The sequence below is a fragment of the Proteus sp. ZN5 genome, from assembly GCF_011046025.1.
GTDB lineage: Bacteria > Pseudomonadota > Gammaproteobacteria > Enterobacterales > Enterobacteriaceae > Proteus.
In genome coordinates, this window is sequence record NZ_CP047639.1 from 440,184 (window position 1) to 456,722 (window position 16,539).

Sequence of the window (16,539 nt, forward strand, 5' to 3'; positions counted from 1 at the left end):
AAAAAGACGACAAAAATCGGTACTTAAAGCGTCATCTTCATTGACGCATTTGAGTGATTTTATTACAATCCCGCATCTTTCCATCATTGATGCTGCGATTGAAGTACCGGTTTGTTTATTTATTGCACGCCTGTCTGTCAACGCATTTGCTGAATCAGTAATTATATTAAGTAGGTAGAAATCGCCATGAAACGCACTTTTCAACCGTCTGTACTGAAGCGCAACCGTAACCACGGCTTCCGCGCTCGTATGGCCACTAAAAATGGTCGTCAGGTTCTGGCTCGCCGTCGTGCGAAAGGCCGCTCTCGTCTGACCGTTTCTTCGAAATAATAAAAGCTAACCATTCCGTGGTTAAGCTCGCTTTTCCAAGGGAGTTACGTTTGTTAACTCCCAAGCATTTCAATTTTGTTTTCCAGCAACCACAACGTGCGGGTTCTCCAGAAGTTACTATTTTGGGTCGCCAGAATGAGCTGGGGCATCCCCGCATCGGTCTAACAATCGCAAAGAAAAACGTCAAACGTGCTCATGAGCGCAATCGTATTAAACGATTAGCCCGTGAATACTTTCGTTTACATCAGCATGAATTACCGCCGATGGATTTTGTGTTATTAGTAAGAAAAGGGGTTGCTGAACTTGATAACCATCAATTGACGGAAGTGTTGGGTAAATTATGGCGTCGTCATTGTCGCTTGGCTCAAAAGTCCTGATCTTGCTGATTAGGGGCTATCAACTGGGGATTAGTCCTCTGTTGGGGCCTCGTTGTCGTTTTAATCCTACGTGCTCTAATTACGGAATTGAGGCATTGCGCAGGTTTGGAATGATAAAAGGTAGTTGGTTAACAGTGAAACGCATATTAAAATGCCACCCTTTACACGAAGGTGGTGATGATCCTGTCCCACCTAGAAAAAACGACGATAACAGAGAAAATTAACGATGGATTCGCAACGCAATCTTCTATTCATCGCTTTGCTGTTCGTTTCTTTCCTGATCTGGCAGCAGTGGGAGGGTGATAAAGTTTCACAAAACACCACCACTACTACTCAGGTCTCGCAACAAGCGGACGTGCCAAGCAGTGATAGTCTTGCTGTAACTGGTAACAGCAATGAGCAGGCAAAATTGATTACCGTAAAAACTGACGTACTTGATATTCGTATCAATACTCAGGGCGGTACTATCGATGAGGCTGATTTGTTAGCCTATCCCGCCGAGCTTAATTCACAGACACCTTTCCGTTTACTGGAAACTACACCACAATTCCTGTATCAGGCTCAAAGTGGCTTAATCGGCCCAGATGGTCCAGATCAGAAATCTCGCCCAGTTTATAGTGCTGATAAAAACGAATTCGTACTTGGTGAAAACCAAGATGAATTACGTGTACCTATGACTTTTGTAAATGAAGAAGGCGTGAAATTCGTCAAAACCTTCATTCTGAAGAAAGGTCAGTACGATATCGGTATTGATTACAAAATTGAGAATACAACAGATAGAACACTGACCATGAACTTCTATGGCCAGTTAAAACAATCTGTTAAATTGCCAGAAAGCCGTGATACAGGTAGCAGCAACTTTGCGCTACACACTTATCGTGGTGCGGCATACTCATCAGATGAAACCAACTATAAAAAATATAGTTTTGGTGATATCGAAGATAAAAACTTATCTCTAACCACTAATAATGGTTGGGTTGCAATGTTACAACAGTACTTTGCAACAGCATGGGTTCCTTCTAAAGATAGTCAGAACAATAACTTCTACTCTATCACTTTAGAAAACAAATCTATTGCTCTGATTGGTTATAAATCAGCACCGGTGACAATTGCACCAAATAGTAGTGCTGATATTAGCTCAACATTATGGGTTGGCCCTGAAATTCAGTCAGAAATGTCAGCCATTGCGCCTCATTTAGATCTGTCTGTAGACTATGGTTGGTTATGGTTTATCTCTCAGCCACTGTTTAAACTGTTGAAGTTCCTTCACAGCTTTATCGGTAACTGGGGCTTCTCCATCATCATGATCACCTTTATTGTTCGTGGTATCATGTATCCGCTGACTAAAGCACAGTACACCTCTATGGCGAAAATGCGTTTACTGCAACCAAAACTGGCTGCATTGCGTGAACGTATTGGTGATGACAAACAGCGTATGAGCCAAGAAATGATGGCGTTATACAAACAAGAGAAAGTGAATCCTCTGGGTGGTTGTTTACCATTAATTATCCAGATGCCAATCTTCCTTGCGTTGTATTACATGCTGATGGGCTCTGTTGAATTACGCCATGCTCCATTTATGTTATGGATCCAAGACTTGTCTGCGCAAGATCCGTACTACATCCTGCCATTATTAATGGGTGTGACAATGTTCATCATTCAGAAACTGTCTCCAACAGCAGTAACTGATCCGATGCAACAAAAAATCATGACCTTTATGCCGGTTGTGTTTACCGTATTCTTCCTGTGGTTCCCATCAGGTCTGGTTCTGTACTATATCGTCAGTAACTTAGTGACTATTATCCAGCAGCAGTTAATTTACCGTGGTCTGGAAAAACGTGGATTACACAGTAGAGACAAAAAATAAGGTCACATGAGGAAAAACCTCTTCCTTGGTTACATTCAAAGGAAAGTGACATAAAATAGCGAAGGCGGTCTACAATGACCGCCTTCTGTTTTTTATATTGATATGATTATTCTGATTAAGCGAGTACACCATGCATAGCACTGATACTATCGTCGCTCAGGCCACACCTCCGGGAAGAGGCGGTGTTGGTATCCTACGCGTTTCTGGCCCTAAAGCTGCCCTTGTAGCACAAACCGTTTTAGGCAAACTGCCTAAACCTCGTTATGCCGATTATCTGCCATTTCGCAATGATGACAACTCAGTACTTGATCAGGGTATCGCCCTTTTCTTCCCTAATCCTAACTCATTTACGGGTGAAGATGTTCTAGAGCTACAAGGCCATGGCGGCCCCGTAATTCTGGATTTATTACTAAAACGTATTTTACAAATTCCCGGTGTGCGTATTGCTAATCCTGGTGAGTTTTCTGAACGTGCGTTTTTAAATGACAAACTCGATTTAGCACAAGCAGAAGCGATTGCCGATTTAATTGATGCCAGCTCAGAACAAGCTGCGCGTTCAGCAATTAATTCATTGCAAGGTGCATTTTCCTCCCATATTAACGAAATGGTGGAGTCATTAACTCACCTACGTATTTATGTTGAAGCAGCCATTGATTTCCCTGATGAAGAGATTGATTTTCTTTCTGACGGTATCATCGAAGGAAAACTTAACGCAGTTATTGCTGAATTAGATGACGTTCGTGCTCAAGCTCGCCAAGGTAGCCTGTTACGCGAAGGGATGAAAGTGGTTATCGCTGGTCGCCCTAATGCAGGTAAATCAAGCTTATTAAATGCATTAGCTGGTCGAGAAGCGGCTATTGTCACGGATATTGCGGGTACGACTCGTGATGTATTGCGTGAGCATATTCATATTGATGGTATGCCTTTGCATATTATCGATACCGCAGGCTTACGTGAAGCCAGTGATGAAGTTGAACGCATTGGTATTGAACGTGCTTGGAAAGAGATTGAGCAAGCAGACAGAGTACTGTTTATGGTTGATAGCACCACAACCGATGCCACAACACCTGAAGATATCTGGCCTGAATTTATGGCACGTTTACCAAATACCTTGCCTGTTACTGTTATTCGTAACAAGTCGGATTTAACAGGGGAAAATGTCGAGATCACGGCACAAGGCAACTACCCGATGATCCGCCTATCTGCTCGTGATGGAATGGGTATCGAGTTACTGCGCGATCACCTAAAAGAAGCCATGGGCTTTAATAGCAATACAGAAGGTGGTTTCTTGGCTCGACGCCGCCACTTACAGGCATTAAATACCGCTGCGGAACATTTACAGCAAGGCCATGAACAACTGGTTTATGCAAAATCCGGTGAATTGTTGGCAGAAGAGTTAAGACTGGCTCAGCAAGCATTAAGTGAAATCACCGGTGAATTTACTTCAGATGACTTATTAGGCCGTATTTTCTCAAGCTTCTGTATTGGGAAGTAACCTCTACATTTTACCTGTTACACCGTGTAAACTTTAATTTAACGGCTGTAGCAGGTAAAATCTGTTTTACACGCTATAACCACTAAATCTTGATCTACACGCTATAACCGGTATATTAGATATTAACGCCTATAATCGGTAGAAGATGATGATTATAATTAACGCCTATCAGCTCAGCGTCCATCTAAAAGATGTACGATTAACAAAAAAACTTTCTCAAGGTAAAGTCGCCCAAAAAGTGGGAATTCGACAAGATACCGTGTCCAATTTTGAACTTAATCCTAATTCCACCAAGCTAGAAACCTTTTTCAAACTACTCTCCGCACTAAATTTAGAGATGGAAATTCACCCTAAAGATGCTAAAAATAATTTAGCACACAAAAGTGAATGGAAAGAGGAGTGGTAAATGGCGAGCCTTGATGTGTATATGAATGAATATTATGTGGGCATTTTTACTAAAAAAAGCTCAGGTGCGCATTCATTCCAATATGCTGAAGATTGGGTTAATCAACCGGGAAGTCGCCCTATATCTCTTTCTATGCCACTACAACTTCAAGAATATCAAGGAGATTGTGTCTATAATTTCTTTGATAATCTTTTACCTGATAATACTGAAATTAGAAATCGTATTGTGAGTCGCTATAATGCGAACTCAAATCAACCATTTGATCTATTAACTGCCGTGGGTGCGGATACGGTTGGTGCATTACGGTTACTTCCTAGTGGTAGTACACCAGCTAATATAAAAAAAATAGAATATAACAAACTTGATAACGCTGAACTTGAAAAAATACTATTAGGATATCAATCTAATACACCACTCGGTATGCTTGAAGAATATACTGATTTCAGAATTTCTATTGCTGGTGCGCAAGAAAAAACAGCATTACTTTTAAAAGATGATCATTGGTGCGTACCACATAATAATACGCCGACTACACACATTATTAAGCTACCCATTGGTGTTATTGAAGGGCATTCCTATACAATGGATTTATCCGATAGTGTAGAAAATGAATATCTTTGTACCTTAATTGCCAAAGAATTTGATCTTCCTGTTCCTCACTGCTTTATTGTTAAAACAGAAAATATTAAAGCGCTTGCTGTAGAACGCTTTGATAGAAAATACTCATCAGATAAATCGTGGATAATACGCTTACCCCAAGAAGATTTTTGCCAAATTCTAAATATACCTTCAGCTCTAAAATATGAAAATGAAGGAGGACCTGGCATTATTAGTATAATGAATTATTTGCTTGGTTCATCAAATGCTGATCAAGACCGTTTTCATTTTATGAAGGCACAAGTACTATTTTGGCTTTTGGCTGCAACAGATGGGCATGCAAAGAATTTCTCTGTTTTTATCAATCAAGAAGGACGTTTTCACCTCACACCTCTTTATGACATCATGTCTATCTATCCCAATTTTGGAGGGCAAGGACTTAATTCACGAGATGCAAAACTCGCTATGGGATTACAGGCAAGCCGAGGCAAAAAATATGCCATAGAGCAAATTTTTCCTCGCCATTTTTACCAAACAGCTGAAGCAGCTAGTTTCGATCCTTCATTGATGACAGATATTCTTCGTTATTTTTATAAAGAAATGGACGATGCCATCAAACGCGTAAAACAACAACTACCTGATGATTTTCCTTCTGAAATTAGCAATAAAATATTGAATGGAATGAAAACACGCTCTGCAAGATTAGCCAACATATAGCCATTTACCTTCTATAGCGTGTAAATCTTAATTTAACGGTTATAGCAGGTAAAATTCGATTTACACGCTATAGTCGTTTTTTAATAATTAAGTGATAGTTTTACTCCTCCTTGTAGTTCATTTTTCAAACAATTAATCCTTGTCTATACTAATCAACATTGCTATATTTTCCGGAAAGAAAATCATAGGAGATATCTATGGCCACGACTTCTTTTAGCAAAAATTTTATTGTTAAGGACAAACAGTCTATTGAACTTATACAGAATGCTTTAAGTTATCCTCGACATATAAAAATAGTAAAACGGAATTACGAAACAGAAAATAGACAAGGAATTGCGTTATTAAAACAACGATTGTCCAACTTGGAAAACTACTAAAAGAGTTTGGTAAAGAAACAACAATTAAGCTCTTAAGTAGTTTTTCTAATAATTTAAATTGTGACGTTGAGAAATTTTTAACTTCTTCTACTAAAGCAATAAGATTTGAGCAAACTAATAATGCACGAACCTATTTAATATTAAATGATGATGGTGAAATTCTTGCTTACTTCTCTTTATCCTTTAAAGAACTTATTCTTGATAATGCAAAAATAAGTAAAATAAAAATACAACAACTCGATGGAATTTCTAAAAAAGCCGAAAGAATTAAAGCTTTTCTTATTGGTCAAATTGGGAAAAACATATCTATAATAAATAACCCTATTTCTTTAAAGTTAATCTTGAATGAGATTTATGCTGTCTTATCAGAAGCAAAAGCCCTTATTGGTGGTAGGATCATTATATTAGAATGCGAAAATAATAAAAATCTAATTCAACTTTATGAAAGACATGGTTTTACACTAATTGAAACCGAGAACAATTGTCCTTATTCTCTTCGCACTCTTTATATTCATATTATTGAAGAATAATAACAAATTAAATATCAATAAATAATACTTAGTTAAAATATTTATTTTTACACTTAATAAATAAAACTGATTACGCAATCGTTTACTTTTTACTTTTCCTATCTTGAATAAAGATCAATATATCTAACACGTATTAATACCATTATTAAATGTGCTTTTTAATGATCTAAATATAGAAAACCAGTCAATGACAGTGCTAAACTTCGTTTTTAGTTAACTGGGTAAATATCCCCCTTATATTTAAGAGTCTATCGTGAGAACGCTTTATTTTACTGCGCTGACAACAGGCATTCTTTCTGCCATTTGGGCATTTGTTGCTAATCAATTTGATTTATTAAGCTGGGCTGGCTTTTTGGGTTGTACCGCCTATTTTGCTTATCCTAAAGAAGGTATTAAAGGATTAGCTGTCACTATGGCTACCATTATGAGTGGCGTAATTTGGGCATTGGCGATTATTTATGGTAGCCAAGTCTTTAGTGATATTTCCATTTTTGGCTATGCTGTCACAGGTGTTATTGCCTTTGTGATGTGTATTCAGGCTAAAAGTGCCCTACTCGCTTATATTCCCGGTACCTTTATTGGAGCATGTACTATATTTGCCGCCCAAGGGGATCTCTCTCAAACCATCCCTTCATTAATCGTTGGCGTTCTATTTGGTTATTCAATGAAAATGAGTGGACTTTGGGTTGCCAATAAATGGCCAAAAATAGCGTAATTTGTTTATGCTAACTCAAATCTAAAAGCGGTCTTTAGTTATACTAAAGCCGCTTTTTTCTTTCTTAGCTATATAGTTAGCTATATAGTCAACAATATAGTTAGCAAGGCACAATCATCGGTGTCCCAACAACAGGCTCAGAAATAATTTGGCATTCCAAATCAAAAACCTGTTTGATTAACGCTTGATTGATAATAGATTTTGGCTCTCCTTGTGCAATGATTTTTCCCTTTACCATCACCACCAAATTATCGGCATAACGACACGCTTGGTTTAAGTCATGTAAAACAGCAACGACGGTACGCCCTTGTTGCTGATTAAGTTTCCGAAATATATTGAGTAATTCAATTTGATAAGCAATATCTAAATATGTTGTTGGCTCATCTAGCAGTAAAATCTCTGTTCGTTGCGCTAATATCATCGCCACCCAAACACGTTGCCGTTGACCGCCAGATAACGAATCTACTGTTTTATCTGCAAACTCCACAATCCCAGTCTCTTTCATTGCAGTTTCTACGGCTAACTTATCTTCTCGGCTCCATTGATGCATAAAACTTTGATGAGGAAATCGTCCTCTTGCTACTAAATTAGCCACGGTGATCCCAGAAGGCGCTTGCATCGTTTGTAGCAATAACGCGATTTGACGGGCAAGTTTTTTGGTTGGTAATGCTGTTAAAGGTTGGTCGTCTAATGAAACATAACCTGATAACGGTTTTAATAAACAACACAAACTACGCAATAGCGTTGATTTACCACAACCATTAGGACCAATAATAACGGTGATCGACTATCAAGATGGCTGACTGTTAACTTGGCTTTGAAATCAGGATTATCTAAAGAGTCATAAAGCAGTTTTCCACGAAATGTATTGGAATGGATATCGCGTGGATCACCCGTTGGTGAGTATTTATCCATGTGAACAAAGCTTTCACGCTCTTGTCTTTCTGCGGTAAAACGAAATGCTAGTTTATCTTCAATCAGTGGCCCTGAAGTCATCACGGCATATTCACGAAGATCTTGTTGACCCGCCCCCAGTTTTACCGCATTTTCCCAATAGAATGTGGGATCTTGAGTTTTCACTAAAATCGCACCAGCAATCGCATTACGGCCTTGAACATAGCTTTGCGGATCACGAAAAATTTCAACGGTATTCACATCCCACAACGATTGAGCACCATAACCAAATTCGTTGTAGGTAAATGAACGACCATCAACGGAAAAATTAACTCTAGGACGAGTACCGCCTAAAAAGGCAATCGCACCTTGTGCAGGTCCTGAACCATCAACACCTCGAATAGCAGGTAAAGCATTGCTGTTTCCGTTATCAACAATGTTGGGAGTCATTTGCAGTAATGTGTTCACATCTGCATTTGGTGTCGCTTCTATTTTTTTCGCATCATAAACCGTGACACTCGAGCCTGTGTCATAGATAGATTTATTCAGTTTTTCACCCGTCACAATTAATACATCCACTTTTTCATCGTGTTTTTTGTTGTCTTGTGACGTTGATGTTTTTTCTATTTCTTGTGCATTTACATTAGGAACAGCAATACATAAAGTTCCTAATAAAGCCGTTCGCACAAGTGTTGTTATTGTGGCTTTTTTAGCGCGTAGAGTAAGAATAGTAGACATAAGTCTATACCTTTCATGCCATAGGGCATGCCATTAGACGATTTATAAAATACCCTCATTACATCCCAAATGTTTAATTAGTCTTTCTGGCGACCATCCCATGACTCATCCTTAAGTTAGTAAATATTTATTTCCTTTATTATTATTTTAAGTTCTCTGTTTTCTTGTCAGTAACCACAACAAATAAAGTCCACCAATAACACCTGTCATTAAACCAACAGGCATCGTGATATTGATAGGTAGGCTTTGTGACAACACATCAGCAGAAAGTAAAAGGAGTGCGCCCATTAATGCAGAGCCCACAATGGGTAACTTTCCTGAATGGCTTAATCTGATCACTAATTGAGGTGCAGCGAGTGCAACAAAGGCAATTGGCCCTGCGCTGGCTGTCGCTAATGAGGCAAGTAATACGGCACTAAAAATCATCACCCATCTGACTCTACTCACATGGACACCCAATTGCTGTGCAATATCATCACCCATTTCCATTAACGTTAATGACTTAGCATAAAAAATAATAAGAGGAACAAGGATCAGTAAACCAATAAAGGTAGGATAAACATGTTGCCAAGTGCGGGCATTTAGCGAACCTGCAAGCCAAAGATTAGCCATGATGGCATTATCAATATTGCCCTTTACCAACAATAAAAGAAAAAATAAAAAGACAGGCAATAGAGACAACGGATTTAAACATGACCACTTTCCAAGTAAATAATCTTTACTTTAAATAATAAATGATATTGATAATGTTAATCATAATCAATATCATTAACAATGGAGATTTGTGGGTTTGTGATCGGAAAAATGAGAATGAGCGCACAAAAAACAGTTTTATAAAAAAACACCCAAGTCCAAGTTGTACTCAGGTGTTTCCGTTATTTTATTAATTTAATTGAAAATCTAATGAAACAATTAAAGGGTTCAATAGGTTTTCGGGTTTAGGGCCTATGGGCTTTACGCGTTTAACCGCAGCAATAGCCGCATTATCAAGAGAGGAAATACCCGAGGTACTTTCTATCTCAACCCTTGAAATCGCACCTTCAGAGGTTAGTGAAAAGCTCACCACCACCTGACCTTCATGTTGCATGCGACGTGCTTGTGATGGATAACGTTTATGGCGCTCTATTTCTCGACGCAGTGAACTAATATAGTGATTATCAGATTCGCCTTGCCCTATTCCTTTCTCGCTTAATGCATGACTTCTTCCTGCTAACGAGCTTGCCGTATGTTGCGTTAAGCTTTCTGCCGATGCTTCTGAAGTCGTTTGCGCTACTTGGCTTTCTAAATCACGCTGTTTTATCGGCTCTACTTTTTCTTGCACCACCTGTTTTTTTACAGGTGTAATTGGTTTTGGTTTTAGAGGTATGGGCTTTTCTTTTATTTTTGCAGGAGGCTTTTTTTGTACTTCAACAAATTCGCCTTGTTGAGCGCTCGGTAAAATAATAGCCGTATCCTGAGATCCAATTTCTTCAATAGGCTCGGGTACCACTGTAGATTGTTGAGGCGGTGAAAATACCACTTGGTAAACGGATAATGTATTTTCTTGTCGCTGATGAATATGGTGTGCACTTTCTGTCATAGAAAGTGAACGCAACACCCAACTTAATATAGCGATATAAACTAACGATATGCCAATCAGCCAATAATAAATATTAAACGGATGCCTGACAGAAAGTGCCAACATAAATAAAAGCTCCTTACTCTCTTTTAATTAAAATTGTGCAGTCACACCTAATCGGAATGTTCTTCCCGGCGCAGGCATACCTGATCGCGTTAAAGGATCAATGTAGTATTCGTTTAATAAATTACTGCCCGTTATTTCAAAAGATAAATTAGAGCTATATTGATAGTTAATGTAAGCATCAACGGTAAAGACTTTTGCCCAACGCATTGGGTTGTTATTTCTGCCATACATTTCTCGTGGTAATTTTTCTTTTAGCCATTTTTCATCTTTATTTTCCACTTCTGATGAATAAAGCCAGCGACTACCAATTTCTAATTTATTATCTAACCAACGAGTACCTAAATGTAAATTAACCGAATATTTAGGTTGAAGAGAGGTACGTAAAAAACCACCAGGATAACCGCCCGTCATACACTCTTTAATACCCAAGAAACCAAATGGATCGTAGTTACTAAAAGCATTTTTATCACATACTTTATTTTTATGACTATAAACTAAAGCCGTATCCATAAAAATAAAGCCATTATCAAAGCGAGCTTGAACCTCTAACCCCTCTAATATTTGCTTTTCAAATTGCCTAATTTGCCAATTCGCATCTCTATCAAACACATTTTCAATATTGGTACGAAAATAATTAATTTTAATATCGGCATGGCGATCCACATTAAGCCAATCAGTCAAATCAAACACAACACCTAACTCAGTGCTTTTTGCACGTTCGGGTTTTAATTTAAAACCGTAATAACGCGCTTTTGACCCAGAAAAACCACTGGTGTCTTCAAATAAACTAGGTAACCTTAGTTGCTCGGTATAACGTCCATAAAAACGCAATATATCGTTGGCATATATCGTCGCAGACACTAAGGGTGAAAATGCACCATGATGATAGCTGGGCTCTGGTGCAAATTTATCTTTATCATCAAGATAAATAGGTATTGAATTAGAAACGCCCATTTCATATTTATTAACTAGTTCACCTGTAATTGGATCAGGTACTTTCTCATTAATATCAATATAGCCACTTAAGAAGATGTTTTTACTTTTAGGTAACTCTCCATTTTCGTCATAAAGTAAGACTGTATATTCAGTGATCATAAGACGTTTTTGAGAAGATTTTATGTTGAGATATCCTTGTTTATCGCGAAGAAAATCATCCTGCATCATATCAATTTGAACTCTATTCACTTTTATCTTTTCTTTTATTTCTAATGGTAAGTTTTCATATTCAGGATAAATAAACTTAGATTGCACAAACTCACGTATTTTTTTGTCTATTTCTGGATAACGTCGATAATTCTTTAGTTCTTCTGGTAAACCTTCTACATCAATACTGTGGTAGGCTCTATATAATAAATATTCCTCAGCAGTTAAAGTTCGTCGATAAGGAAGAATAAAGCCTCTTATTGATGGGGATTTCTCATAACCTTTTACGTTATTCCGTCGCTTATTATTTAAAAAAGTATCTGTTAAATGATAATAATGGTATTTCCCACCCGCAGTAATGGCTAACCAAGAAAGTAGCTTCCAATCTGTGGAAAGGGCTAAATTAATTTCATGACGCTGCCCTGCTCGCCCTGAGGTAACAAAATTAAAATTTTCAGGAATTTTAATTTCATCACTGTCTAATTTTTCAAACTGATAATTACTGGAAAATGAAATAGAAAATTGAGGTGATAATTTAAATATAGAAGATAAATCCACACCATAGCGATTGTTCTCTTGATAAAGAGAAGATGTATCAATAAATCCAGTCTCATAACTGAGATCCCATTGTGTATTTCTATTAGAAAATAGATCCACTTGTTTTGGCTCTCTTGGCTTTCCTCCTCGTGTATTAGTATGACCCGTAGTTAAATTACCCCATAGCCTTAATAGTAGATCTGTTTTTTTATCTTCTGGTTTATATTGATAGGTTAATATTCCTGCCTGTTGTGTAATATTTCCCAAAGGCCACTGATTGACTAGATTTTTATCATAACGAACCCAACTTAAACGTGATGGCATAATATCGCCAAACAGTAAATCTGTGTATCGATAGTTAATTGAAAAACGATGTGTTGATTCAGGAAATAATGTTCCTTTAACTAAAAGAGAGCGACTACGATTAGAGGTATTAGGGACTTCATTATCAGGTCGATAAATATGAGCAATAAAGGGTAAATAAGGCTCGAAATTTTTTTCGCCATCCTTTACATGAACGGATTCTAATAAGTCTTTATTATTCTCACTATATTTTTTGACATTCCTTTTTCCTGCAAAGTAATTTCCTTTCTCTCGTAGAGCATAAGCAAATAATAAGTTAAATTTTTCTTCTTCAAATCCTACCCCAAGACGAAATGAATAATCTTGAAAATTTTGTACTTTACTTTTTCGAGGCGTTATTTCTAAAGCAGGATCAATAATGTAAGCATTTTGCTGATAAAACGTTGGATAATAGCGATAATCTTCAATCATATTTGTATAAACTTCTTTATACCGTGTAGAGTTATTACTTATATCCCCTTTAAAATTGATACCAAAAGAATCACCAATAGGTACAATATCTCTAATATCTAAGGTTTTTACTGCAATACCCCCACCAATACCGGTTTTCATATCAGGTGTTAATGAGGGACCTTTTTCAATATAGATACTGCTAATCAGATTAGAATCAATATAGTTACGATTAGATGCACCACTATACCCCCGATAAACGGTAATTGCCTGCTCGGTCCCATCGACAGTAACAGGTATCCGACCTTGCCCTTGAATACCTCGAATATTAGGATCAAGCGCTCCCCCATTACGCACTTCGCCACTATAAACACCAATGGCGCTTTTTAGTAAATCAGCGGGAGAAACGCCTTGATAACGCTCTAATAGCTCTTTTCCTAAATAAACATTAGAAACATCTTTCTCATAAACGTGTGAATAACCCTGTTTATCTTTTTCTTTATTATCAGAAATTTGAATATGACCAAGATCGGTTTTATCTTCTTTGGCTTGCAGATAAAAGCAAGGAGAATATAGCGATAGAGAAACGAAGATTGAAACAATTTTTCGCTTTTTAAAAAGCATTACATGCATTGTTTTACCTATTCAATTAATAAAGGAAGTCACTTATTTAATTAAAATTGTTTTTCTAATTTAAATAACACTTCATGTTGCTGATATTGATATAACCAATCCACATTGCTTAATCTTCGGGTATAACGTAGTTCTATTGTGGGATAAAACCCTAAAATAAAAGGCGATTTACTTTTAATATTGGTTGTAAAAAAAATACTATTATCTTTTCTTCTCTTGTTTAATAAAGGATTATAGTTATTAAAGTATTTAAATTGATACTGTAAAAAAAGAGAGATATGCCAATTAGCTGACAATGGATAATAAATGCCAGTTTTTATACCATACAGCTGATAATTTAATAAAGTGTTTTTTTTACGATCTAACTGATAATTTAATTGATTAACTAAGTGTATTCCATTATTAAAATAATAGTTATGGTAAGCACTATAACTTACTCTCTTATCATTTAAATTATTTAACGATTTTTGATATTTCTTTATTTTATAATCCAAGCTTAAATTAATAGTTTGCTTTTTATTAATAAAATAAGAAAGCTGTGTTTCATTCCCCCATGCTTGATATTCATATTGTTCCCGTGATGATTTTATTTCGTAATAAGGTGTTATTGACCACTGATATTGAGGTTTTTGATAGCGATAACCCAGTTGTGTATATAATGCAAAAAAATTGGCGTTACGATGAGAGTGATAATCTATATATCGAGCATAAGTATAAGAAGAAAAAGTATGGTGAGAATAAATAATAAAAGGTTGATAAAAAGAAAAATAATGAGTAATTCCTGTAGATGCAATAGGTTTTGCACCTCTTAGCGTCGTTTTTCCTTGAGTGGATTGAGAGACAATTTTTTCAGATAAGTAAGGTGCATGATTAATATTATCGTCATAAAAAAAGCCAAGTTGATAGAAACGTTGGCCTTGAAAATAAGAGGCTAACTTAACCTTATAAAACTCAATGGACTGGATAATATCTTTAGATAAATTAACAATATTGCTCAGTTGATTAAGTTGTTGCTGTGCTTTTTTATATTCTCGTAAATGAAAATAAAGTTGAATTAGCCCAGTTTGGGCTGGGATAAAATCGGCTTTTTGCTTAAGTTGTTGCTGATAATAAAATTCAGCGTTTAAAAAATCACCTCTGTTTTGTGCCAATAACGCCTTTGCGTAATTAACAAGTAATACTTCATGTTGAGGTTGTTGTTGATAATAAAGCAGTAATCTTTCTGCTTTTTGCCACTGTTGTTGTTGCAAATAGTGATAAAGTTGCTGACCTACTTTAGCTGTACTCGTTGTTTCAAGATAATAAAATAGTTTGTCGCGGCTCTCTTTTGCACTCCCATTAAATGAAAATAAAATAAGCAATAAAGCCAGTAACCCTTTGGTTAAGAGTTGATAATAATTCATGATATATCCTTATAAAAACAAAAGAATAATTTCTTTAAATCGGCTTAATTTAGATAAAAAAAAACAGATAACCCTATACCAGATTATCTGTTGCTAACATTTAGCGTAATGACCACTAATACCACTTTTAAAGAATTAACCGATTGTTTTACCAAATAAATCTATAATATTATTTTTGAAAAAATCAAGAAGCATCCATGCTTGCTGTCATTTATTCACTTTCACTGCTATTTTTCGTACCACCAAAACTAATATCTTTTTTATGATCTGAACTAAACACCACAATACCCGCTAACGCCTCTGCACTTTCACCAAAGAAAGCCCCTTCAACAATCCCTGATGTTGACCCTTCATTTGCACTCGCAGAAAACGTCACTTGGTTATTTGCGGTATAAAGATTTCCTCCTGCCAAATCAACTGTGCGTTGGCTATTAGTCAGCGAACCTGTAATTTCCTTTTGTGAAAAATTAACATCAAACGTACCAGTCAGTAGGTTACTGCCACTGTATTGACCAATACCCGTTACCGTATAAGTGGCGCTATCCGTTGGTAATGTGGTTGTAACATCTTTACCAACATAATAGGTTTGGTGTGTTGCATCTGTCACTGATGTTGTTTTTGCCCAGTCACCAAAATAGACATTGGCATCCGTGATTTTGGCGAAGTGGAAAACCCCCATATTACTATGACTAGCAGGCGTACTTTCATTAGGCTGGATAGTGTAAATTCCATTACTATCCGCTCCACCGCTCATTCTTGGCGAAGTTAACGAAGCAAAACCAATTTTTTTTCCACCTCCTACTGTGCTAATACCAACACCTGGCTCTCCACCTGGTATTTGACTATGACCACGCTGTATAGCATCACTAGCCCCCACTTCCATTGTCGTTAAAGGACCACTTTGATTAGAATGAATTTCAGCATGTACTGCATGAGAGCCCATTAATATAAATAATGCACAGGTTAATTTATTACGTTTTTTCATAATAACTTCCTTATTATTCATTGGAGGGTGTGGCTACTTATTATAAATAGAAATAACAAGTAGCCACTTACAGAAACATTAATATTTTATCTATCTTTCCAGCTTCACTTACGAATATAAAGTTTGCTGTGTTGTTCGTAGGTAATATTAAATAAATCTCTCTTATTGTAAATAACACATTTTAATTAGAGAGATTTTAATTAACCCTATTTATGTTATGAGAATTAAATTAATTAAATGATTTACTTTGATTTTTTATTTAAACACATAAAAAACCAATAAATATTTCATGTTTATTTTTGTGAACAGTCTCGCAATTATTTATCTTTATTTGTTTTGAGACTAATTAATATTTATT

16 protein-coding genes are annotated in these 16,539 nt (G+C 36.5%); 9 read left to right on the forward strand and 7 right to left on the reverse strand.

The window, feature by feature from the left end; genetic code table 11:
- Nucleotides 1–186 precede the first annotated feature (186 nt).
- The 9 genes from rpmH to GTK47_RS02215 all read left to right on the forward strand — a co-directional run bounded on the left by rpmH (nucleotide 187) and on the right by GTK47_RS02215 (nucleotide 7,411).
- Nucleotides 187–330 (forward strand): 50S ribosomal protein L34, encoded by a 144-nt coding sequence (gene rpmH / locus GTK47_RS02175; RefSeq protein ID WP_036933424.1) that lies wholly within the window; start codon nucleotides 187–189, stop codon nucleotides 328–330.
- A 17-nt stretch (nucleotides 331–347) separates the two neighbouring features.
- Complete coding sequence (rnpA, locus tag GTK47_RS02180; protein WP_165121985.1) at nucleotides 348–707, forward strand: ribonuclease P protein component; 360 nt, start codon at nucleotides 348–350, stop codon at nucleotides 705–707.
- Entirely contained in the window at nucleotides 671–931 is a 261-nt protein-coding gene (yidD, locus tag GTK47_RS02185; RefSeq protein ID WP_072064717.1) for a membrane protein insertion efficiency factor YidD, read from the forward strand. Before rnpA ends, yidD begins: the two co-directional genes overlap by 37 nt.
- Nucleotides 932–933: 2 nt before the next feature.
- A complete protein-coding gene (yidC, locus tag GTK47_RS02190) occupies nucleotides 934–2,574 on the forward strand; it encodes a membrane protein insertase YidC (protein WP_165121986.1) in 1,641 nt (546 codons plus the stop codon).
- A 130-nt stretch (nucleotides 2,575–2,704) separates the two neighbouring features.
- A complete protein-coding gene (mnmE, locus tag GTK47_RS02195) occupies nucleotides 2,705–4,069 on the forward strand; it encodes a tRNA uridine-5-carboxymethylaminomethyl(34) synthesis GTPase MnmE (protein WP_023583363.1) in 1,365 nt (454 codons plus the stop codon).
- Between the two features lie 148 nt (nucleotides 4,070–4,217).
- A complete protein-coding gene (locus GTK47_RS02200) occupies nucleotides 4,218–4,475 on the forward strand; it encodes a helix-turn-helix domain-containing protein (RefSeq protein ID WP_072070485.1) in 258 nt (85 codons plus the stop codon).
- Nucleotides 4,476–5,789 carry a type II toxin-antitoxin system HipA family toxin gene (locus GTK47_RS02205; protein ID WP_165121987.1) on the forward strand — a complete coding sequence of 438 codons (1,314 nt, stop codon included), beginning with the start codon at nucleotides 4,476–4,478 and terminating at the stop codon, nucleotides 5,787–5,789.
- A gap of 197 nt (nucleotides 5,790–5,986) precedes the next feature.
- Nucleotides 5,987–6,166 carry a hypothetical protein gene (locus tag GTK47_RS02210; protein WP_088494147.1) on the forward strand — a complete coding sequence of 60 codons (180 nt, stop codon included), beginning with the start codon at nucleotides 5,987–5,989 and terminating at the stop codon, nucleotides 6,164–6,166.
- 783 nt (nucleotides 6,167–6,949) lie between these two features.
- The gene (locus tag GTK47_RS02215; RefSeq protein ID WP_165121988.1) at nucleotides 6,950–7,411 is read left to right on the forward strand and encodes a DUF1097 domain-containing protein; all 462 of its coding nucleotides are present in this window, start codon (nucleotides 6,950–6,952) and stop codon (nucleotides 7,409–7,411) included.
- A 100-nt stretch (nucleotides 7,412–7,511) separates the two neighbouring features.
- On the opposite strand, the gene GTK47_RS02220 is transcribed toward GTK47_RS02215, so the two are convergent.
- The 7 genes from GTK47_RS02220 to GTK47_RS02250 form a co-directional block, all read right to left on the reverse strand.
- The gene (locus GTK47_RS02220) at nucleotides 7,512–8,150 is read right to left on the reverse strand and encodes an ABC transporter ATP-binding protein (protein WP_241256059.1); all 639 of its coding nucleotides are present in this window, start codon (nucleotides 8,148–8,150) and stop codon (nucleotides 7,512–7,514) included.
- On the reverse strand, nucleotides 8,126–9,043 hold the full coding sequence (locus GTK47_RS02225) for a TonB-dependent receptor plug domain-containing protein (protein WP_165121989.1): 918 nt from the start codon (nucleotides 9,041–9,043) through the stop codon (nucleotides 8,126–8,128). Before GTK47_RS02225 ends, GTK47_RS02220 begins: the two co-directional genes overlap by 25 nt.
- A 147-nt stretch (nucleotides 9,044–9,190) precedes the next feature.
- Nucleotides 9,191–9,724 (reverse strand): iron chelate uptake ABC transporter family permease subunit, encoded by a 534-nt coding sequence (locus GTK47_RS02230; protein ID WP_347147086.1) that lies wholly within the window; start codon nucleotides 9,722–9,724, stop codon nucleotides 9,191–9,193.
- Between the two features lie 202 nt (nucleotides 9,725–9,926).
- Nucleotides 9,927–10,727 carry an energy transducer TonB gene (locus tag GTK47_RS02235; RefSeq protein ID WP_165121991.1) on the reverse strand — a complete coding sequence of 267 codons (801 nt, stop codon included), beginning with the start codon at nucleotides 10,725–10,727 and terminating at the stop codon, nucleotides 9,927–9,929.
- Between the two features lie 27 nt (nucleotides 10,728–10,754).
- Nucleotides 10,755–13,793 carry a TonB-dependent receptor gene (locus GTK47_RS02240; RefSeq protein ID WP_165121992.1) on the reverse strand — a complete coding sequence of 1,013 codons (3,039 nt, stop codon included), beginning with the start codon at nucleotides 13,791–13,793 and terminating at the stop codon, nucleotides 10,755–10,757.
- A 41-nt stretch (nucleotides 13,794–13,834) separates the two neighbouring features.
- Complete coding sequence (locus GTK47_RS02245; RefSeq protein ID WP_165121993.1) at nucleotides 13,835–15,196, reverse strand: surface lipoprotein assembly modifier; 1,362 nt, start codon at nucleotides 15,194–15,196, stop codon at nucleotides 13,835–13,837.
- A 211-nt stretch (nucleotides 15,197–15,407) separates the two neighbouring features.
- Nucleotides 15,408–16,181: a Slam-dependent surface lipoprotein gene (locus GTK47_RS02250; protein WP_165121994.1), complete on the reverse strand. Its 774-nt coding sequence runs from the start codon at nucleotides 16,179–16,181 to the stop codon at nucleotides 15,408–15,410.
- Nucleotides 16,182–16,539: the final 358 nt, after the last annotated feature.